Raw genomic sequence first — 19,759 nt, forward strand, 5'->3', positions numbered from 1 at the left:
AGGTAAATGTGAGGCGAAAAATTAATGGCAGATGTGATAATCGGCGAAGGTGCTCTTGCGGGTAGAGGGGTTTACGCCGCTCGTGATTTCAAAAAAGGTGAAGTAGTTATACAGTTCAGACTCAAGGAGCTTACTCAGGAAGATTTCGACACGTTGCCTGATGGTGAGTGGGAGTGGACGCATACGTTTGGCGGTAAGATATATCTCTTCTCCACACCTGAACGTTATGTTAATCACGATGACAATCCTAGTACTTTGCCTACGTCTGAAGGTGATATTGCACTACGTGACATTAAGAAAGGCGAAGCGATCACAATTAACGACAAGCTAGAATTGCAGCGTGAGCTAGATACCTTCCTAAAGGCATACGAAGAGGCTGCAAATAGTCGTGACTTCAATAAGGTCGCGCCCTTCATCGCTGACGATGCGTCATTCTGGTTTACGAACGGTCAATACCAAGGCAAGCAGGAGGTACGAAAAGCTTTTGAGGAAACCTGGGGGAATATTAAAGACGAAACATATACGATTTCAGACGTTCGCTGGGTTGGCAAAAATTACTGGGTCTCAGCGTGTAGCTATAATTTTAAATCGGATGGGATTGTCAATGGAGAGCGCCAGGTATATGAAGGTAGAGGTACGAATGTGGTCGCCCGTATCAAGGGACGATGGCGGGTAACACATGAACACCTGAGTAAATAAGCTCTCATTGGTAGGCTGTTATTCTTCTAATCTCATGAATCAAGAACGAGGCATTCTGCCTCGTTCTTGATGAAATAGGGAACCTATTATGCTACTTGAAGTACCTCTAAGATATTACCCTGCGGATCCTTGAACCAAGCTGCATCTGGACCTTTATGCGCTGCAAGACCGCGAGCGATACCTTTCTCGTCTTGCGGAAAGCCCATATCCTCATAACGTTCGAACATGACACCTCGTTTAGTAAGAGCATCTACTGCTTCGTCAATATCATCAACGAAAAAGTTTAGCATGGTGTATGCTGCTGGTTGGTTTTTGTCGCTTTGATATACGGCGATCTTTGCGCCACCGGGTAGGTTAATTTCTAAGCCTGCTGGCGAATCTTTCACTTCGAGACCAAGTATCTCAGTATAGAAACTCCTTACGGCATTGAGATCTTTTGCCGAGAACGCGCTGAGTGCTGTTTTTGGATTGAACATTTTTGACTCCTCATTACTTTCATTTTGCAAGTATAAGTATAGCATATAGTTCATTCACTGACACGCGTTGTCAATTATGTAGGACCTGAGTCTCAAAACCCCCACATAAGCTGGTACGCGAGCAATGTTCGGATGTAGTGAACGGCGTAGCCGTTCACCGAGCGGGGAAACGAACTCTGTAAGAAGAGATGTTCTTTAAGATAGTCAAAGACGCATTCAATCCGTGGTCGAGCCCGCAGCAGCGTTAGCTGCCAGCGGGCCAGTACTTTCTTTTTCTGCGTGGGATGCGGTGGCGAAACAATGTAGGCATGGTGTTCTCGCCACATCTTTCGTCTCATAACGCTGGCAGTGTAGCCACCGTCGCCTACGGCGACGGTGGTAGCGTCATTCACGAGTCGAGGTATCTGTTGGCTATCCGCTTCATTGGCGGGTGTAAAGAAAACGGCCGCCAGTTGGCCACGTGTGTTGCACGCCGCATGCAACTTAAAGCCGTAGTGCCAGCCCTGCCAATTCTTGCCGAAGGCGGCGATTCCTCTCGCCACCTTGTGGCGGTCGGCTCGAACTAAGCGGCAGACTTCCAGCATGGTACTGTCCATGAAGCGGAGCACACTGTCTTTCACGAGCAGTTGGTCAAGCATGGCCAACATGCTCGGAAGTGCCTGGTGGCACTTCCGTACCCATGACTTGTACGAAGGAAACTGAAAGCGACGGTAGTAGAAGGTTTGTGCCCAGACGTACACTCCTTTGAGTGTACGCTGCGGAGCAACCATGCTACTGAAGAGTAGTAGTCCAATGACGTCGTTGACGTGAAGAATAATTGGTCTGCCGCCGTGCGGGCTCACGCCCGTACGGGGCAAGAAGGTATCTACCACCTCAATTAAATTCTTGATATGATGAGAACGTAAAATACGCATGTTGCTTCTCCTTTTTTGTTTTGTCACTTCAAGGATAGCAGATGCGTATTTGCATTTGGAGGGTTTTGAGACTCAGGTCTCTTAAAAAACTTGTTGACAATACGGCGTGATAAATATATTGTTGTCAGGTCAAAAGTGACAGAGCAGGGCTGATGCCATGCTCCAGACGAAGGATGTGTTGCAGATGGCTGCTTCGACTAGCTTCACCGATCGCACGCTGCGGTTGCCCGTGTGGGCGATCGCCACCATGCTCGTCGCTGGGCTGCTGTCCGTCGCGTTCGCGGGATCGTTCTTCACCGTCGTGGCGCTCGCGCTGCTGGTGGTGAACATCGTCGGCGCGTTCAAGTACTTCGGCGCCGAGGTCAAGCGCATCAGCGCGGCTCACGCCGGACACCCGATCGACAAGGCGTCGCTTCGTAAGGACGCCATGGGTTCGCTCGCGACCCCGATGTGGCTGGTGATCACACTGGCTGTCGGGTCCCTGTGGACCGGCTTCGCCCTGGCGGAGCTCGTGGGCGTCCTAATCGGACTGGTGTTCATGCTGGTCATCGTGGCCGGCCTGGGCGTCGCGCTCTACCTCGGTTACAAGGTCGCCAAGAAGCGAGGCTACATCAGCTAGTCGTTCACTGCGACCTCGGTGCGGAGGGCGGGCGCGCAGCTCGCCCTCAGCACCCCCGGTGCTACAGCGGATTTCTGTAGCAGAAATCCTGAAGTGATAACGTGTTTGTCGCTTGAGGATTTTTTTAATCCGTTGACCTCTGATAAAAAGTGCGTTATAATGGTCAGGTAAACAATTTTTAATGACACAATCCGTGCCATACTCCTGAACCTCAGGGGCGCGGATGAGGAACAAGGAGTTTCAAATGGCAGTAACTGTCGATATTAAAGCTCTACTCGAAGCTGGTGTTCACTTTGGACACAAAACGAGCCGCTGGCACCCAAAAATGGCCCAGTACATTCATTCTAAGCGTCAGGACAGTCACATCATTGACCTGACTAAAACGGTAGAAGGCCTTGATAAGGCGCTTCCATTCCTTACTAAGGTCGCTGGTAGCGGCAAGCAAATTTTGTTTGTTGGCACAAAAAAGCAGGCTAAGGATATTGTAAAGGCAACCGCTGAACAAGTAGGTCAGCCATTCGTTACTGAACGTTGGATCGGTGGTATGCTTACCAACGTTGACACCGTATCAGCACAAATTAAAAAGCTAAAAGATCTCGAACGTCGCATGGCTTCTGGTGATCTTGAAAAGCGCTACAATAAGCTCGAAGTTCAGCGTTTCCAAGAGGAAATTGACGAACTTAACATTAAGTACGGTGGCATTAAAGACCTTAACGGCAAGCCAGGTGCGATGATCGTTATTGACGTTCTTACTGATGCGAATGCCATTAAAGAGGCAAAGACACTCGGTATTCCAGTTGTTGGTGTCGTAGATACTAACGCTGATCCAACTCCAGTCGACTACGTTATTCCTGGTAACGACGACGCGATCAAGGGCCTTCAACTGCTTCTTAGTTACTTTGGCGAAGCGGTCGCAGAAGGTGCGGGAACTGTTAAAAAAGAGGAGAAATAATGATGGCTGTTTCAATCGAAGACATCAAAAAGCTTAAAGAACTAACAGGCGTTGGTTTGACCGATGCTAAAAAAGCGCTCGTAGAAGCTGATGGCGATTTTGATAAAGCTCTCGAAGCAATGCGCAAAAAAGGTCTTACTAAAGCAGAGAAAAAAGGTGACCGTGAAGCCCGCGAAGGCATCATCGACAGCTACGTTCATGGTGGACGTATCGGCGTTGTAGTAGAGGTTAACTGTGAGACTGACTTCGTTGCTCGTCTTGATGACTTTAAAAAGGTCGCTCACGAAATCGCTATGCAGGTTGCGGCTATGAGTCCTAAGTATGTCACTGAGGCTGATATTCCAGCTGAAGAAGTAGACCGCTTTAAGACTGAGGCTATGGAACGCGTAAAGAACGAAGGCAAGCCAGCCGAGATCGCCGAAAAGATCGTTGAAGGCCAGGTTAAAAAGCACTTTGCTGAGCAAGTACTTATGAGTCAACAATTTATTCTTGACGATAAAAAGAGCGTCGAAGAATATGTTAAAGAAAACATCGCAAAACTTGGTGAAAACATTGTTATTCGCCAGTTCAAGCGTATCGAACTCGGCGTAAACGAGTAGATATATCTTTGACTCTTTTAAAAACCCGGCAGTATAGCCGGGTTTTTAAGTTGACAGGAGGGAAGTAATTGCATTATTTGCATTTTTATGTTACAATAATATTAACCTTAGGGTAGAGCACTAGCGGAGATTCGTTCTAGGTTAGGGGAAAGCAATGCGACGCGGTCGCGTTATAGTCGTAGCGGTTCTTGCAGTCGCTATATTGGTGACGGCCGGTTGGTTTTTCTACAGCCGTAGCCAGTCACCAGTCAACCCGGCACTACCGTCTCGTCTCACAGAGTCACAGGTCTCGTTCCTTGAGTCCGGGCTTAACAGTCAGGATAAGAGCGAACAGGCCAAGATTCTCACTCCGCCGCTTCGCAGTGGCGAGTGGAACCCGGGAGGGGTTCGCGCAAACGGGACGACGGTCAAGATCGATCCGTCCTCGTTTGTGGCGGACGGTCTTGGCGGTGCACACGTGAATGCCAAAGTGAGCGGATTGGTTTCGGCCGAATTCGTCCTCACGCTGGCCTATATCGACGGTCAGTGGTTCCTCGTCACCTCAACCAAGAAGTAGGGCGGTGAAGATCATGAAGCGCTACACGGCGGGCCTTTGGGCCTTGCTTGTCAGCGTGGGTTTGGTACTGGGCACGATCGTCGGCGTTCAGCCGGCGGTGGCCAGTGAGTCGATCGCCTGCGATAGTGGCTTTGGCACCAAGGTGCCGGTGCTGCTGGTGCATGGGTTCGATTCGAATTCGAGCATGTGGTCTGAGGGTAAGCCATCAATGATTGATGCCGCTAGTAATATTGACGGTGTTGAGGTGGTAAAGCCGTTCGACTACAAAGACAACCACTTCGACTGGGTCACCAATGACAACATCGGACCCAAGCTAGCCCGAACGATCGACTGCCTGGCGCAAACCTCCCGTAAGGAGGGTGGCCCAGGCAAAGTGATCGTCGTGGCACACTCGATGGGTGGCTTGGCGGCACGGTTTGCTGCCAATCAGACCATCGACGGCCGCAAGGTGGCCGATGAGCTTGGTCTGGTGGTCACACTTGGTACGCCCAACACGGGCAGTCCCTGGGCAACCGCCTTTGGCGACCTACCGCGGGCATACTGCCGGCTGCTTGTCGACAATTCGCTAGCTCCCGAGCAGCGAATGGAGCAGGTCAGCCTGTGCTGGGCGAGTAGCGCCCTCAGCGCTATGCGCGAGGGATCTAACGAGCTGGCGCAGCTCCCACACTTTCCGGATTCCGTTCCGGTCAGGGCGATCGCCGGGCAGGTGACCCTGTATGCGCAGTACCTGTTCAGTGATGTCAAGCAGCCCCTCTCGGACGATCTGATCGTGCCGGTGAATTCGGCCTTGGCCGAGTACACCAACAAGGGTGTCGGTGACGGTCGGTTCGTGTTTTCGTGTGACCTTCGTCGCTATGACACTTACGGATCGTCGGGACCCATTCCGAACGTCAAAGGTGGCCAGTGTTCTCATAACGAGATGTACAAGACTGGCTACATCCAGCAGTCAGTGACAAATGGGATCGGCGACTACCTGGCAAGTCGGTCACCGAACCTTGCTCCGATGCCAGATTATGGCCATTTCGGCTCCGGTCGGACGACCATACTCGATCGACTCGTTATCCCCACACCAAAGGGCTGGCAACTGTCCTTTACGAAGCCGGGGACGTTCGTGAACTTCTCGGATGACACGAACTGCGACGAGCAAACGAGTGCATGTCCCCACATTCACTTCATCAGCATATCACCAGGTAATACGGGTGATGATCTGATAAAGTTGTGGACAAATGGGCATGGTGACTGTGTGTCTGGGTCTCCCCGCAATGTCGAGGGGCCAGTGAACGTCACCGTAGGAGGTGAGCTTGCTCAACTGTACCGGCAATACTGCGGTAATGCTCCACGCTACGCATGGACTATTCCGAGCAAGCAGCTTCATATAGACATCGATGAAGGAGGTGATGCGAGAATACTAGCAGGTGCGCTTGAAAAGGCCACCTGGAAGTAGCCATCAAAACTCAATAGTGCTCCCGAAGGCTCCGGCCGTTTCTACACAATCCAGTGTGGTGAACGGTCGGAGTTTTCATACTTGCCTAGAGGGATTGCTTTGCTACCTGGTATTTAAAGTTTGGTATCTCGAGAATGTGCTGCTTTTTTGTAGACTTTAGGCTGGTGTTGCTATTATAAACATCATTTTTATTTATGTAATAGTTTGTGTAGATTGTTTCGCCGCTTGGTGTTTTAATACCAAAATATATTTGGCCGTCTATGTTGCTAGGCTGCTTCACAACAGTCGCTTTTTGAAAATATTTGATAACGCTAGTGATGTCCAGATCCGTTCCATAATAATAAATAGCATTAGGATTAGAATCACATATAAGCCAACATCCGTAGCCAGTCTGCCCGATATATTCAAGCTGATCCCCAAGAGGATAGGTCTTTTGGGAAGCAGATTTGTTCACTAAAAAGATGGTTGTTAAGGCGCCCGCTATGATAATTACAATAACAAGTAGCAAGTATGCGATTTTTTTGTTTTTTATAAGTTTTTTCATGATAGTTTCACTATAGCACACCAGTGCAGGCCACTAAATATGGTAAAATAATCTTATATGTTTGATTCGAATTCCTACCAAGACAAGATAAATAGTGCACTTTCTCATTTTGAGGAGGAGCTTAAGAAAATTCGTACCGGTCGTGCTCACGCCAGTATGCTAGAGAGTGTTAAGGTGGAAGTCTATGGGACGCTCATGCCTCTGAATCAGGCTTCTAACATTACGGCAGCCGAGGCGCAAATGCTGACCGTTACGCCGTTTGATCCTAGTAATATTAATGCTATTTCTGCAGCGATTCGTAATGACCAATCACTCGGTTTGAATCCTTCTGATGACGGCCGCGTGATTCATGTGCCTGTTCCAGCACTTACCGAGGAACGCCGTAGGCAATTAGTAAAACAATCATCTGAAAAGGGTGAAGAAGTCCGTATCGTACTTCGTAACATTCGCCAGGATGGTCTTAAAGAAGCAAAGCGTAGAAAAGACGCCAAAGAACTCAGCGAAGATGACGTCAAACGCATCGAAAAGGATTTTGATAAGTCTATGGCTGATGCGCAGGGTAAAGTGGAGGCGACGCTCAAGGCTAAGGAAAAGGATATCCTCACAATCTAATGGCTGAGGAAGCAATTGTTCCACAGCATATAGGATTTATCGTCGACGGCAATCGTCGATGGGCCAAAAAGCATGGTATCCCTACCTACGAAGGACATCTCGCTGGTTATAATACAAGCATCGATGTTATGAAGGCTACCTTTGAGGCGGGTGTTAAGGTTGTGTCGATGTATGCGTTTAGCACCGAGAACTGGAAACGTTCTGAGTCGGAAGTTTCAAAAATCATGTCGCTCGTACTACGTCTCCTCACCTCTGATATTCATATTTTGCAAGAGAACGGAATCCGATTAAAAATGATCGGTTCTCGTGAAGGTCTCAGCAAGGGGATTGCAAAGGCGATAGATGAAGCTGAGGCTAAAACGGCAAGTAATACACGTGGAACGCTGGCAGTCTGTTTTAACTACGGTGGTCAGCTGGAAATAGTCGATGCCTGCAAAAAAATCGTAGAAGCTGGCGTATCTGCAGACAAAATCACTCCAGAACTTATTATAGAAAATCTATACGCGCCAGGACTACCGCCCGTTGATCTTGTAGTTCGTACGAGCGGAGAGCAACGCCTCTCTAATTTTATGTTGTGGCGAGCAGCGTATAGCGAATTTATATTTTTAGAAAAGTTCTGGCCGGACATGACAAAAGACGATGTGACCGCTATACTAGAAGAATATTCACGCCGCGGTAGACGATTTGGAGGGTAAATGCAGTTAATTTTCGGTATCATTCTAGGCTTATTAATTTTGGTCATTCTTGTTGTCGTACATGAACTTGGGCACGCTGTTATTGCTAGGCGCAATGGGGTAATCGTAGAGGAATTTGGTATAGGTTTTCCTCCGCGTGGCTGGGCAAAAAAGCTTAAAAACGGTGTCTTATTCAGTCTTAACTGGTTGCCGCTTGGTGGTTTTGTAAAACTGCAGGGCGAGCATGATAATGCGAGCAAAAAAGGGGATTATGGTGCCTCTGGTTACTGGGCTAAAACTCGAATCCTACTTGCTGGCGTTGTTATTAACTGGCTTGTTGCGGCACTCCTCCTAACTGGTCTTGCTTGGACGGGTCTTCCGAAAATCTTACCAAACCAGTTTTCAATGCCAGGTGATACTATTCTTAGCGAAAAACCGGTCGAGATTGTGGAAATTGCTAAAAATTCCCCTGCAGAAACAGCAGGTTTGAAAGTTGGTGACCAGATACTTCGCTTCTCTGGTGAACCGGTGCCAACATCGGCTGCTCTTGCGGCTCAGTCAAGGTCTAAAAAGGGTCAGAACGTTGAAATTATATATTCGCGTGACGGTGTGGAGCGTACGACGCGCGTTCAGCTTCGTGCCGACGACCAGAACGGACGAGGATATCTTGGTGTAGGCTCGGGTCAACAAGAGTTGATTCACGCCAGCTGGTCAGCTCCTGTTGTCGGTGTTGTGACAACAGGCCAGTTTACGATCGTAACCTTGCAGGGTCTCGGTAACCTATTAGGCAACCTTGTTTCTGGTGTTGTATTACAATTTAGTCCTGATGCAACGATCCGTACACAGGCACATCAAGATCTTGGTGCTGCAAGCAGCAGTGTCGCCGGTCCGGTGGGTATTTTGGGAACAATCTTCCCGGCAGCAGAGCAAGCTGGTCCTACTCAGTTGATTTTCTTGACTGCAATCATATCACTCACTCTTTCTGTTATGAATGTCCTACCAATCCCTGCGCTTGACGGTGGTCGTTGGTTTGTAATGACAATTTACCGTTTACGTAAAAAAACGCTCACAAAAGAGCGCGAGGAGCGGATTCAGGGTACCGGCTTCTTGATTTTAATGGCCCTTGTAATAGTGGTAACAATCGCCGATGTTAGTAAACTCTTCAAGTAACAAACAACAATTACTGCGGCTGGTTAAAAAACTAGCGCATAATAAAATTGTGCAGGCCGTCGCACTACCCGCGTGGGTACTTATCGGGTTTGGTGTTGCACTTGTTATTGTGCAGCAGCTAGTCTATATTCTTATAGATTTTGGCGTGAGTTTTGCGAATGTCGATAGTTCAATTATAAATGCAGTGATTGCAGCCGTTATTTATATTGTCAGTATTGCCATCGTAATTGGCGTTCCGTGGTATGTCAGACGCGACTTTATAACTAGAGAAGATCTAGGTATGGCGCGGCTTCCTAATTGGACAGATATCTTTTTATCTCCCGTTGGTTTTATCGTTTACCTGATCGGGTCGGGGCTACTTGTTTATATCGCTTCACAGATTATTCCAGGCTTCAACGCCGACCAAACCCAGTCGACTGGGTTTACCCATCTCATGTACTATTCACAGTACCTCGTCGCGTTCATCACGCTTATTATTGTGGCGCCACTAGCCGAGGAAACACTTTTTAGAGGTTTTCTGTACGGTAAACTACGTAGGATCATGCCAGTATGGGTTGCTATGGTCGTCACCAGCGCACTTTTTGGCTTCGTACATGGCCAGTGGAATGTTGGCGTTGATGTTTTTGCACTTAGCTTAGTGCTTTGTGGTCTGCGTGAGGTAACGGGAAACATCTGGGCGGGTATGTTGCTTCACATGATAAAAAATGGCATAGCATTCTACATCCTCTTTGTGAATCCGATAATGTAAGGTATAATATAGCCTAATGACGGAGATTTCCATTACATTTATCGCTCCCCGTATGCCGGCTCGCCGGTAACTTTGACTTTACTCATATTTTCTATCAATTCGTAATGTAAGCAGGAGCAACAATTATGCGCGTATCACATCTTTTTACTAAAACCAGCAAAACAGCACCAGGGGATGAGGTTGCTAAAAACGCACAACTACTCATTCGCGCAGGCTATGTCTATAAAGTTATGGCTGGTGTTTATGCATATACACCACTCGGTCTTCGGGTTCTCGAAAATATCAAACAGATTGTTCGTGAAGAGATGAATAAAGTTGGCGGACAAGAACTCATCATGACGAACCTACAGCGCAAAGAAACGTGGGAAACAACCACTCGCTGGAGCGATGACGTTGTAGATGTATGGTTTAAAACCAAGCTCAAGGACGATACGGAAGTTGGTCTTGCTTGGTCTCACGAAGAAGCTATTATGGAGATGATGCAGCACTTTGTAAACAGCTACAAAGATCTCCCAATTAGCGTCTACCAGTTCCAAACAAAGCTTCGTAATGAACTTCGAGCTAAGAGTGGTATCATGCGTGGTCGTGAGTTTGTTATGAAAGATATGTACTCGCTCCATACGAGTGCCGAAGATCTTGACGCTTATTATAGTAAAGTAACCGATGCTTACACGCGTATTTATGACCGTCTTGGTCTTGGCGAGGACACCTATGTTACGTTTGCTAGCGGTGGCGCCTTCACTAAGTTCAGTCACGAGTTTCAAACTATCTGTGATGCTGGAGAGGATATTCTCTACGTACACCGCGAGAAAAACATTGCTGTAAACGAAGAAGTTCTCGATGATGCCATTAAGGAGCTTGGTCTTTCAAAAGATGAGCTTGAGCGGGTAAAAAGCGCCGAGGTTGGCAATATCTTCAATTTCGGTACTGAAAAATCTGAACAGATGGGTATCACGTTTACGGGCCAGGATGGCAAAGAACACCCTATTTATCTTGCATCGTATGGTATTGGCATTACTCGTGTTATGGGTGTTATCGTTGAAAAGTTCGCAGATGACAAGGGTATTATTTGGCCAGAGAGCGTTGCGCCAGCAAAAGTCTATCTTGTCCGTATTGGTGGAGCAGAGGCGACTCAACACGCAGACGAGCTCTACAAAGAACTTACTGAAAAGGGAATTGAAGTACTCTACGATGATCGTGATGAGCGTCCGGGTGCGAAATTTGCCGACAGCGAACTTATGGGTATCCCACATCGCGTAACGGTCAGCGATCGACTACTAGCGGAGCATAAGTACGAATATACACCTCGTATAAGTGGTGAAACGGAGGTGTTGACACGTGATGAGCTGCTTGTTAAACTAGGTTGAATTGTAAATCTATGAGTGGGGGTTTACACTATATATAGCGTATTATATTTGAATTGAAGCACTATTCGTAATCGAAAGGTGAAGGGAAAAAATTAGATGAAAAAAACGTATCAGATCACAAGTGAGGGTAGGCAAGAACTAGAGGCTGAGCTTGAAGAGCTCAAGGGTCGTCGCGGTGCGATTGCAGACAAAATTGCTGAAGCTCGTGACTATGGTGACCTGAGCGAAAATGCAGAGTATGATGCTGCCCGCGAAGAGCAGGGTTTAGTAGAAAGCCGCATTGCCGAAATCGAAGACATTCTCCTTAACGCTGAACTTATTAAGAGCAGCAAAAGCTCGCACGTTAGTCTTGGAAGCAAGGTAGAGCTCAAAACTGGTAAGAAGACTGTTGTTTACAACGTCGTTGGTCCTGTGGAGGCTGATCCCCTTGAAGGGAAGATCAGTAACGAATCACCAATCGGTGAAGCACTTATGGGTAAAAAAGTAGGTGACAGCGTCACTATCACCACTCCAAAAGGTGAGATCTCCTACGAGATTGTCTCAATTCACTAATAATCCATAGTAGTCTTTAGAAGTGATGGCGTCTACCGTACTGGTGGCCGTCATTTCTTCATTCGCCCTGTTTTGTAAACTTATGCGAATAGGTTCACTCTTAACTAAGAGTGTCAATTCATTCAAACAATAAAAGACTTTTTTCCGTTAATACGCTATACTGTAACAGATATGGCAACACTGCAGGACTACCGTGACGAGCGGTTAAGAAAATTAGAAGAACTCAAATCAATCGGGGTTAATCCGTACCCAGCGGAAAGTCACCGTACTCATAACGCGGGCGAGATCTCGCCAAAATTTGCCGAGCTTGAAGGTAAGACGGTTACCGTGGCCGGTCGCGTTGTCGGTCTGCGTAAGTTTGGTAAGTTGGCGTTTATTGTGGTCAAAGATTTTAGCGGACAAGTGCAGTTATTCCTTCGTGATGGTGACATGGATATGCTCGACGCTCCTAAAAGTGTCCTTGGTATCAAAGAACTGCCCCTCCTTGATACGGGTGATTTCGTTGAAGCTACAGGTGAAGTTATCAAAACTAAAACTGGTGAGATATCTGTCGGCGTTAAAACATTGCGCCTTCTTACGAAAAGCTTGCGTCCAATTCCGACTGAGTTGACTAATAAAGAAGAGCGTCTTCGCCGCCGTTACCTCGACATGGGCGTCAATCAAGATGTACGGGATCGTTTCGTCCGTCGCTCAAAGTTCTGGCAAGCAACACGTGATTATCTTAACAGCCATGACTTCATAGAGGTAAATATCCCTGTGCTTGAACATACGACTGGTGGTGCTGATGCTAATCCGTTTGTCACCCACATGGACGCTCTTGGTCAAGATTTTTATCTTCGGATAAGTCACGAGCTTCCACTTAAACGACTTGTTGGCGCTGGTTTTGAAAAGGTTTACGATCTTGGTCCACGTTTTCGCAACGAGAACTACAGCGACGAACATCTTCCCGAGCATGTGGCTATGGAATGGTACTGGGCTTATGCTAACTGGCGGGATGGTATGGCATTTATGGAAGGCATGTATAAATATGTGCTTCAAGAGACATTCGGTACACTCAAATTTAAACTTGGTAGGTTTGATGTTGATATGAGTGGTGAGTGGGAGGTCTGGGACTATGCCGAGGTTATTAAAAAGCATTACGATATTGATGTTTACGAAAGTTCGCTCGATGATGTCAAAAAGGCGCTTGCAGATAACAAGCTAGAAGTAGAGCAAACTGAAAACCGCGCTCGTGGTATTGATAAGCTCTGGAAGAATATTCGCAAAGACGTTGCTGGGCCTGTGTGGCTTATTAATACGCCTAAGTTCATTAGTCCACTCGCTAAGAGTAATCCTGACGATGATAATACCGTCCAACGTTTCCAGCCGGTTATCGTGGGTAGTGAGCTTGGTAATGGCTTTTCCGAGCTAAACGATCCGATCGATCAGCTTAATCGATTTCTTGAACAGCAGGCAATGCGCGAAGCGGGGGATGACGAGGCGATGATGCTCGATATTGACTTCGTTGAGATGCTCGAATATGGCATGCCACCAGCTTGTGGCTGGGGTTATAGTGAACGCGTTTTCTGGATTTTTGAGGGTGTCACTGCGCGTGAAGGTGTACCATTCCCACAGCTTCGCGTCGAGTATGACTCTACGACACGTGAGCTCTATCCTGGTGTAAAATTTGATTAAAAAATAGCTCCTCTGGGAGCTATTTTTATGTATAGTTCAAATAGTATTAGGCGGTCTTATTGATCGCGTCAGTGTTCTCGGCAATCTCACCCATTAAGATAGCAATTTCATCTTCTACAATTTCTTTCAGCTCAGGTACGTTCTGTTGTAGCCATGTGCCAATCTGTTCGTCGGTGCTATTCGCCTCTTGTAGGTTAATTAACTGCTCGAGTCGAGTCTCGTCAAGTGTTGAGGCTACTTCCGCGCCGATGCGCTCTTGTAATATTTCGTTCAAGTGCTCAAGCAACGATTCTTCATCCTGGTCGCCAATAGCAACGCCAAATGTTTTAAGTGTGTCTTCTGTGATATATTGTTCTTCCATCATAATCCTTTGATTTTTATCTATGTAATAGTCTTACTATACTACTCTCTGCCAAAGTCCATCCAGGCGGTTGCGGCTGCCGAGGCACTCGCCCGCGCGCGGCCTAATAAGGCGAGTGCGCCTTTACCTAGCTTTCCGAGCTTAAGTTTCTGAACGATATTCTTTGCACGTTCACTCACATTTTTAACTCGTTCGCGGCGTCTTTCACGTCGTTCTGCTGCAGCTGCAGCTCGTTCCGTGGCTTTTTCGCGAGCAGCAAGGGCACGCTCTTCGTCGCTACCAGTCTCTTTTTCGGACTCGGTGGTTGCTTTAGTCTCGGACTCTGTAACCTCGGGGACACTTTTCTCGTCAGGCTCTGGAGCGGGGGATTCAGACACGGTATCTTTATCAGGAGCTGGCTCCTTAGTCTCAGCGGCGGTATCGTCTGCTTCGGTGTCTATTAGTTCGGGTTCCCCCATGATTGCCTCATTCTGTTCGTCAGAAAGAAATCCAGCAGTTCGAGCGTCGCGGCGTTCTTTGGCTGCGACGTACTTACGCGCAATCCAGGCAGAAAAGTTCATATTTAACTTACCCTTACCCTGTTTGTGCCATTCACCCCGAGGCGGAATAATACCTTGAGACTCCAAAAAACTAAGGCTGGCGTTTCCGATCTTATTAAAGAGCTTTTTAGCTTTTTCACGACGCTCTTGACTGCGTTCGTTGCTTTCTCGTTCCTTGACTACGTCTATGTTCTCTGTATAAGAGTCGTACGCTTGATCCTGTGCTTGAGCCTTGCGGCTCTGGTCTTCATTTAAGGCTTCTTTATGAGCCTTATTAATTGCCCGGTCTTCAAGGAATGAACCTACTTTTTCTGCAGTGATCTCAAGGCGAATAGCCCATTTTGAAGTAACACGCGTATCGATTGGTTCTTCGATTGAATTGATTTCGTCTATCGTTTCCGGATCCACATCAGGTGTGGCGGGAAGCGATTCGGGTGCTGGTAGTGTGCTAGGTAAGTGCTCAGACATATTTTTCTGTTTTTGTTATGTTGTATATACATATAAGCATAAACATGTTTAAAAGTCAATGACCATCAAACATTTAACAGAAAAAACAATAGTTGTACAAAATAGGAATTATACTATACTAAGTATAGTATTTTGTAATAAGGGAGTAAAAAATGACCAAAATTGCCGTATTTGTAGGTAGTCTGCAAAAGGAGTCGTACAATAAAAAAATAGCTAAAACGCTTGAAAAGCTTTTGCCTGAAGGCGTAGAGTTTAACTATGTTGATCTTCAGCTACCTCTTTTTAACCAGGATCTTGAGTCTAACTATCCGGTTGAAGCTCAGGCTGTCAAAGATATCGTAGTAGCGGCGGATGGTGTATTGTTTGTGACACCTGAATATAACAGAAGCATACCGGGTGTGCTAAAAAATGCCATCGACTGGGCTAGTCGGCCATATGGTACAAGTGCTTTTGCAGGTAAGCCAGTCGGAATGATTGGTGCTTCTATCAGTCCTGTTGGAACAGCCATCGCTCAGTCTGACCTTCGGCATATTGTGGCATTCCTAGGCATGAAACTGATGGGCCAGCCAGAGGTGTATGTAGCAAATACAATGGGATTGTCATTTGACGAAGACGGCTTACTAACTGACGAGCATTGGCGCGAAAATCTCAAAAAATATGGTGAAGCTTTGACTGCATGGATAGAGTCTGAGAAGTAACAATCTTGACTTTTAAGCATATGTATGATATAAAAATATCACAATGCGTTTACGACGAGACAAACACGAAAAAACATCCACAGCTGTGAACGAAATACCTGTTTTACAGGGGAGAACACCTAACGTTCTTCGAGGACATGAGGATAATCCAGAGCAGCCGGTACGGATTTTGTCTCAGTACGGTGTGGTTGATATGGAATCGGGCCAGTCTAGGCTTCAGATGGAACTGATTTGGGCGCAAACTGCAGTTGACCTTAAGAGAATTAAGGTAGAGGATATAAACGAAATCCTTTTGACGATGGGTGAACGTGTCGTGAAGCCGCTTCTTTCTGGGGTCGCACAGCAGTTTGGTCGCTATATTATTGAACATCCGCGTGCGCATGAAGAAGACCCAATTGAAGGCGAGGTCTTTGTATTAGGTCGTCGGTTAACCGACTACTCTTTTATAGAGCAGGGTGATGAAATTACAGTGACATCCCATCGATTTGTTGACTCGGTTCGTGAGAAAGTGGATATTCCTGCTGGTTCACGTATGACGGCAGCGGTTACGATGAGCGCACCCGAGGCTGTACCGTGGACGCAAGAAGTGCTTGAGGCTAAGAATGTGAATTCAGTAGTAAACACCACTGGTGACCCGACGGACGAAGAGAAATTTACGCGTCGTGTTCGCGATGCAATCGGTTTATATAGAACTATGAACGATTTATAAATAAGACCGGCTATCAAGGCCGGTCTTATTTTGGGCTTGTATTTTTGTAGTACCTTGTATAACATAGAACTATGACACAGAAAAGTTCAAGCGAAGAATATGCCGAACAATTGGCAGTGCAACTGCGCAAGGGTTTTTTGGCGTACTGCGTTTTAAAGGTGTGTAGCGACATTCCTGTCTACACAAGTGATGTAATTCGTCGCTTGCGCGACGCCGAGCTCGTGGTTGTAGAGGGTACGATCTATCCGTTACTTAGTCGTCTACAAAAAGATGGACTTTTGACACACGAATGGCAGGAATCGGAGCAGGGACCACCTCGCAAATACTACAAAGTAACCGATTTTGGGCGTGAGGTTATGAGTGAAGTGACACATAAGATTACAACGTTAAATACAACGCTGAAGAAGCTATAAGGAAAAGCTATGAAAGAAGTTACGAGAATTCATATCGCCAAAACCTCCTACGACGTAGAGATTGGTGCAAAAAAGGACCTTGAAGTATATCTGAAAGCGTTGGAGGCATATAGCCACGATGCTGATTTGGTAGAAGACGTTGAAATTAGGATGACTGAAATTTTGGCCGAGCGTGGCGTTAAAAAAGATCATGTGATTTCAAGTGCTGATGTAAAGGCGTTGAAGACACAACTGGGAGAACCTCAAGAATTTAAAGCCGATGGTGAGGACATAGAGGATTCTGTAGAAAACGAGATTCCTATGAATAGCGCTGGTCGCAAGCTGTACCGTGATACCGATCATGCGGTTCTTGGTGGTGTACTAAGTGGAATCGCGGCGTTCTTTGGAGTTAGCCCGGCTCTTATTCGTGTTGTGTTCATCTTACTTCTACTTGCATCGTTCGGTACGGCGCTTTTAGCGTATATACTTTTATGGGCGGTTGTTCCACCTGCTCGCACAGCTGCGGATAGGTTGCAAATGGCTGGAAAGCCAGTCACGATTGCTTCAATTCGTGAGGTAAACGAAACGATCGAGCCAAGGGCAACTAGGATGGATGAAGGTACAAAGCGAGTGCTTCAAAATATCGTCGGTGTTGTGTGCGTTGTTGGCGCTGCTGGAACAGCATTCTTTACGGCAATGGTAGGCTTCGCAGTGTTCTTCAATCGCTACAGAGCATTTACACAGAATATCGCTGAATCGCATATGCTGACGATAGCATTGGTCTTTGCTATCATAGCCGGATTACTTCTTGCTTCATTATTCGGTGTATTGGCCTATGCCGCTTTTGCGCGAAAAATGACCAAGCGTGTCATTACGAGCGTTTGTATTATTATCTGTGTAGGACTGCTAAGCTTTTTCGCGGCTGTTGGCCTGACACAATACGTTGTTGTAAAATCACGAGTTGAACAAGATGGTACGATGCCAACGATGCAATTTATTGAGCCACGTAATATAAAGGTAACCAGGTAGGGATGATGATAGAAATAAAGCATGTCACAAAAACGTACGGTAAAAAACAGAACATTTTTACAGCGCTAGATGATATTAACTTTGATATTCCGGAAGGTGCCAGTGTTGCTATTATAGGTAAGTCAGGTTCGGGAAAATCGACGCTTATGCATGTAATGAGTGGTCTTGACCGTGCGAATAAGGGCGAGGTTGTGATTGATGGTCGCAGCATTATGAAGCTTAGTCAAAAACAGATTGACATGTTTCGTTCTCGTCGCATGAGTTTCATCTTTCAGAGCTTTTTCGTTCAAGCCAACGAATCTTGTTACGACAACGTGAGCTTACCTTTAGAAATTGCTAACGTTTCGCAGCGAACGCGCGACAAGAAAATTGAAGCAGCGCTTGAAGCGGTGGAACTGCTTGATAAAAAAGAATCTCGCGCTCGCGATCTCTCGGGTGGCCAAAAGCAACGTCTTGCCATTGCGCGTGCTATTGTTAATAATCCAAAAATTTTATTCGCAGATGAACCAACTGGCAACCTTGATAGCGCAACCGGGGAAGTCGTTGAAAAGCTGCTTTTTGGTTATAACAAGAATAATGGTGCGACATTGATTATTGTGACGCATGATCCAGAGCTTGCGGCAAAGTGTGATATGCGTGTTCATATTAAGGATGGCAAAATTGAAAAGATTGAAACAGCAAAAAGGAGTGCTAAATAATGAAAACACGAGATATTGTTCGTCGTGCTGGTCAAAGCTTGCGTCATGCGAAAGGACGCACCTTGCTAACGAGTCTTGCTATTAGCGTCGGTGCGTTTACTGTAACAGTTGCGCTGGCGGCGGGTGCTGGAACGCAGGATTACACGAATAATCTTGTAAAGAGTAATGGTGACGAAAGTAGTATATTCGTCTTCGCAAAAACAAACACACAAGATCTTTCGCCAAAAGTATACGACCCTAGCGTAGCAACGACAGACAAAAATGTTTTGACGGATGCTGATGTGCAAAAAATTGAGAAAACGGCTGACATCCAAGATGTAACGCCGATGTATAGTATCAATCCGACGTATATGCAACGCGACAACTCGGCGGCTAAATATCAGACCAGCATTACTATTAAAAGCGATCGTATGGTTGTGCCACTTGCAGCTGGCACGATGCTGAATAATCAGGTATCGACAGGTCAGGTTGTCGTACCGGAAGAATATCTTAGTGCGCTTGGATTTAAAGATGCACAGGAGGCGATCGGCAAGACCATTTCTATCCACTTTGATAAAACACCACGCGTCCGCGGCGATACAGGTGAGGATAAAAACTTGATGGTAACAGCCGTAAGTAAAAAATCGAGTTTACAACTGCGATATCAGCCACAGCTAACGATATCGGCCGGTGACGGTAAGGGTATCTACACTTATCAGCGTGACGGTTCCGGTCAAGCAAACGAGTACAGTGGCGTTACGGCCCGTGCTAGCGATGTATCTAAAGTAGATGCAGTTAAGAAGGCGATAGAAGACGAAGGTTACACGGTTCAAACCCTAAAAGACATCCAGCAAACACTATTCCAGTTCATTGATGTCGTTAAATGGGGTGTTGCCGGCTTTGGATTCCTTGCTATTCTTGCCTCGGTATTTGGTATTATCAACACACAGTACATTAGTGTACTTGAGCGCACGCAGCAGATCGGCCTCATGAAGGCACTTGGTGCACGTAAAAAAGATGTTGGTCGCTTGTTCCGCTACGAAGCTGCTTGGGTTGGTTTCCTCGGTGGAATTATCGGGACCGGTCTTGCAGTTGCAACGAGTCTTCTCAATCCTTGGATAGCTAATAAGTTAGGACTTGATGCGGGTACGGCCTTACTGCAGTTTAACCCTATGACAAGTATTATTTTGATACTTGCGCTGATGCTTGTTGCGGTTGCGGCTGGATACTTTCCATCGCGAAAAGCTGCTAAACTCGATCCGATCGAGGCATTGCGAACAGAATAA

The 19,759-nt window shown here is 46.7% G+C and carries 25 protein-coding genes; 19 read left to right on the forward strand and 6 right to left on the reverse strand.

The features are described from left to right. Positions 1-24 precede the first annotated feature (24 nt). Positions 25-699 (forward strand): nuclear transport factor 2 family protein, encoded by a 675-nt coding sequence (locus VLG36_03510; protein HSW77838.1) that lies wholly within the window; start codon positions 25-27, stop codon positions 697-699. An 86-nt stretch (positions 700-785) separates the two neighbouring features. Here the strand turns inward: VLG36_03510 and VLG36_03515 are convergent, their stop codons facing one another. Then, positions 786-1,205 (reverse strand): VOC family protein, encoded by a 420-nt coding sequence (locus tag VLG36_03515; GenBank protein ID HSW77839.1) that lies wholly within the window; start codon positions 1,203-1,205, stop codon positions 786-788. Positions 1,206-1,267: 62 nt separating this feature from the next. Then, complete coding sequence (locus tag VLG36_03520) at positions 1,268-2,089, reverse strand: IS982 family transposase (protein HSW77840.1); 822 nt, start codon at positions 2,087-2,089, stop codon at positions 1,268-1,270. Positions 2,090-2,246: 157 nt separating this feature from the next. Here VLG36_03520 and VLG36_03525 point away from each other — a divergent pair, with 157 nt between their 5' ends. The 4 genes from VLG36_03525 to VLG36_03540 all read left to right on the forward strand — a co-directional run bounded on the left by VLG36_03525 (position 2,247) and on the right by VLG36_03540 (position 4,815). Then, positions 2,247-2,708, forward strand: coding sequence for a hypothetical protein (locus tag VLG36_03525; GenBank protein HSW77841.1), 462 nt, complete (start codon positions 2,247-2,249; stop codon positions 2,706-2,708). A 244-nt stretch (positions 2,709-2,952) separates the two neighbouring features. After that, positions 2,953-3,660, forward strand: a complete 708-nt coding sequence (rpsB, locus tag VLG36_03530; protein ID HSW77842.1) for a 30S ribosomal protein S2 — start codon at positions 2,953-2,955, stop codon at positions 3,658-3,660. Next, on the forward strand, positions 3,660-4,259 hold the full coding sequence (gene tsf / locus VLG36_03535) for a translation elongation factor Ts (GenBank protein ID HSW77843.1): 600 nt from the start codon (positions 3,660-3,662) through the stop codon (positions 4,257-4,259). Before rpsB ends, tsf begins: the two co-directional genes overlap by 1 nt. Positions 4,260-4,413: 154 nt before the next feature. Continuing rightward, entirely contained in the window at positions 4,414-4,815 is a 402-nt protein-coding gene (locus VLG36_03540) for a hypothetical protein (GenBank protein ID HSW77844.1), read from the forward strand. On the opposite strand, the gene VLG36_03545 is transcribed toward VLG36_03540, so the two are convergent. Next, positions 4,796-4,978 carry a hypothetical protein gene (locus VLG36_03545; protein HSW77845.1) on the reverse strand — a complete coding sequence of 61 codons (183 nt, stop codon included), beginning with the start codon at positions 4,976-4,978 and terminating at the stop codon, positions 4,796-4,798. The genes VLG36_03540 and VLG36_03545 overlap by 20 nt on opposite strands. Before the next feature lie 21 nt (positions 4,979-4,999). On the opposite strand from VLG36_03545, the gene VLG36_03550 reads away from it, so the two are divergent. Further along, positions 5,000-6,259 (forward strand): hypothetical protein, encoded by a 1,260-nt coding sequence (locus VLG36_03550; GenBank protein HSW77846.1) that lies wholly within the window; start codon positions 5,000-5,002, stop codon positions 6,257-6,259. A gap of 85 nt (positions 6,260-6,344) precedes the next feature. Here the strand turns inward: VLG36_03550 and VLG36_03555 are convergent, their stop codons facing one another. Then, positions 6,345-6,803 (reverse strand): hypothetical protein, encoded by a 459-nt coding sequence (locus tag VLG36_03555; GenBank protein HSW77847.1) that lies wholly within the window; start codon positions 6,801-6,803, stop codon positions 6,345-6,347. Positions 6,804-6,860: 57 nt separating this feature from the next. Between VLG36_03555 and frr the strand changes: the two genes are divergently transcribed. The 7 genes from frr to VLG36_03590 all read left to right on the forward strand — a co-directional run bounded on the left by frr (position 6,861) and on the right by VLG36_03590 (position 13,600). Next, entirely contained in the window at positions 6,861-7,415 is a 555-nt protein-coding gene (frr, locus tag VLG36_03560) for a ribosome recycling factor (protein HSW77848.1), read from the forward strand. Beyond that, positions 7,415-8,110, forward strand: coding sequence for a polyprenyl diphosphate synthase (gene uppS / locus VLG36_03565; GenBank protein ID HSW77849.1), 696 nt, complete (start codon positions 7,415-7,417; stop codon positions 8,108-8,110). The genes frr and uppS overlap by 1 nt, the downstream gene beginning before the upstream one ends. Continuing rightward, complete coding sequence (locus tag VLG36_03570) at positions 8,111-9,259, forward strand: M50 family metallopeptidase (GenBank protein ID HSW77850.1); 1,149 nt, start codon at positions 8,111-8,113, stop codon at positions 9,257-9,259. Continuing rightward, on the forward strand, positions 9,237-10,007 hold the full coding sequence (locus VLG36_03575) for a type II CAAX endopeptidase family protein (protein ID HSW77851.1): 771 nt from the start codon (positions 9,237-9,239) through the stop codon (positions 10,005-10,007). The genes VLG36_03570 and VLG36_03575 overlap by 23 nt, the downstream gene beginning before the upstream one ends. A gap of 125 nt (positions 10,008-10,132) precedes the next feature. After that, on the forward strand, positions 10,133-11,374 hold the full coding sequence (locus tag VLG36_03580; GenBank protein ID HSW77852.1) for an aminoacyl--tRNA ligase-related protein: 1,242 nt from the start codon (positions 10,133-10,135) through the stop codon (positions 11,372-11,374). 96 nt (positions 11,375-11,470) lie between these two features. Next, positions 11,471-11,926, forward strand: a complete 456-nt coding sequence (greA, locus tag VLG36_03585) for a transcription elongation factor GreA (GenBank protein HSW77853.1) — start codon at positions 11,471-11,473, stop codon at positions 11,924-11,926. A gap of 171 nt (positions 11,927-12,097) precedes the next feature. Continuing rightward, the gene (locus tag VLG36_03590; GenBank protein HSW77854.1) at positions 12,098-13,600 is read left to right on the forward strand and encodes an amino acid--tRNA ligase-related protein; all 1,503 of its coding nucleotides are present in this window, start codon (positions 12,098-12,100) and stop codon (positions 13,598-13,600) included. A 46-nt stretch (positions 13,601-13,646) separates the two neighbouring features. Here VLG36_03590 and VLG36_03595 read toward each other — a convergent pair whose 3' ends face one another. Beyond that, the gene (locus VLG36_03595; protein HSW77855.1) at positions 13,647-13,964 is read right to left on the reverse strand and encodes a DUF5663 domain-containing protein; all 318 of its coding nucleotides are present in this window, start codon (positions 13,962-13,964) and stop codon (positions 13,647-13,649) included. 38 nt (positions 13,965-14,002) lie between these two features. Next, positions 14,003-14,968 (reverse strand): hypothetical protein, encoded by a 966-nt coding sequence (locus tag VLG36_03600; GenBank protein ID HSW77856.1) that lies wholly within the window; start codon positions 14,966-14,968, stop codon positions 14,003-14,005. Positions 14,969-15,120: 152 nt separating this feature from the next. On the opposite strand from VLG36_03600, the gene VLG36_03605 reads away from it, so the two are divergent. The 6 genes from VLG36_03605 (at position 15,121) to VLG36_03630 (ending at position 19,759) form a co-directional block, all read left to right on the forward strand. Next, positions 15,121-15,666 (forward strand): NAD(P)H-dependent oxidoreductase, encoded by a 546-nt coding sequence (locus VLG36_03605; protein HSW77857.1) that lies wholly within the window; start codon positions 15,121-15,123, stop codon positions 15,664-15,666. Positions 15,667-15,709: 43 nt separating this feature from the next. Next, positions 15,710-16,375, forward strand: a complete 666-nt coding sequence (locus VLG36_03610; protein ID HSW77858.1) for a hypothetical protein — start codon at positions 15,710-15,712, stop codon at positions 16,373-16,375. A gap of 71 nt (positions 16,376-16,446) precedes the next feature. After that, on the forward strand, positions 16,447-16,788 hold the full coding sequence (locus VLG36_03615) for a PadR family transcriptional regulator (GenBank protein ID HSW77859.1): 342 nt from the start codon (positions 16,447-16,449) through the stop codon (positions 16,786-16,788). A gap of 9 nt (positions 16,789-16,797) precedes the next feature. Continuing rightward, the gene (locus tag VLG36_03620; GenBank protein HSW77860.1) at positions 16,798-17,796 is read left to right on the forward strand and encodes a PspC domain-containing protein; all 999 of its coding nucleotides are present in this window, start codon (positions 16,798-16,800) and stop codon (positions 17,794-17,796) included. A 2-nt stretch (positions 17,797-17,798) separates the two neighbouring features. Then, positions 17,799-18,494, forward strand: coding sequence for an ABC transporter ATP-binding protein (locus tag VLG36_03625; protein ID HSW77861.1), 696 nt, complete (start codon positions 17,799-17,801; stop codon positions 18,492-18,494). Next, a complete protein-coding gene (locus tag VLG36_03630; protein ID HSW77862.1) occupies positions 18,494-19,759 on the forward strand; it encodes an ABC transporter permease in 1,266 nt (421 codons plus the stop codon). Before VLG36_03625 ends, VLG36_03630 begins: the two co-directional genes overlap by 1 nt.

It is taken from the genome of Candidatus Chromulinivoraceae bacterium (assembly GCA_035478595.1).
Lineage (GTDB): Bacteria > Patescibacteriota > Saccharimonadia > Saccharimonadales > Saccharimonadaceae > CAMLKC01.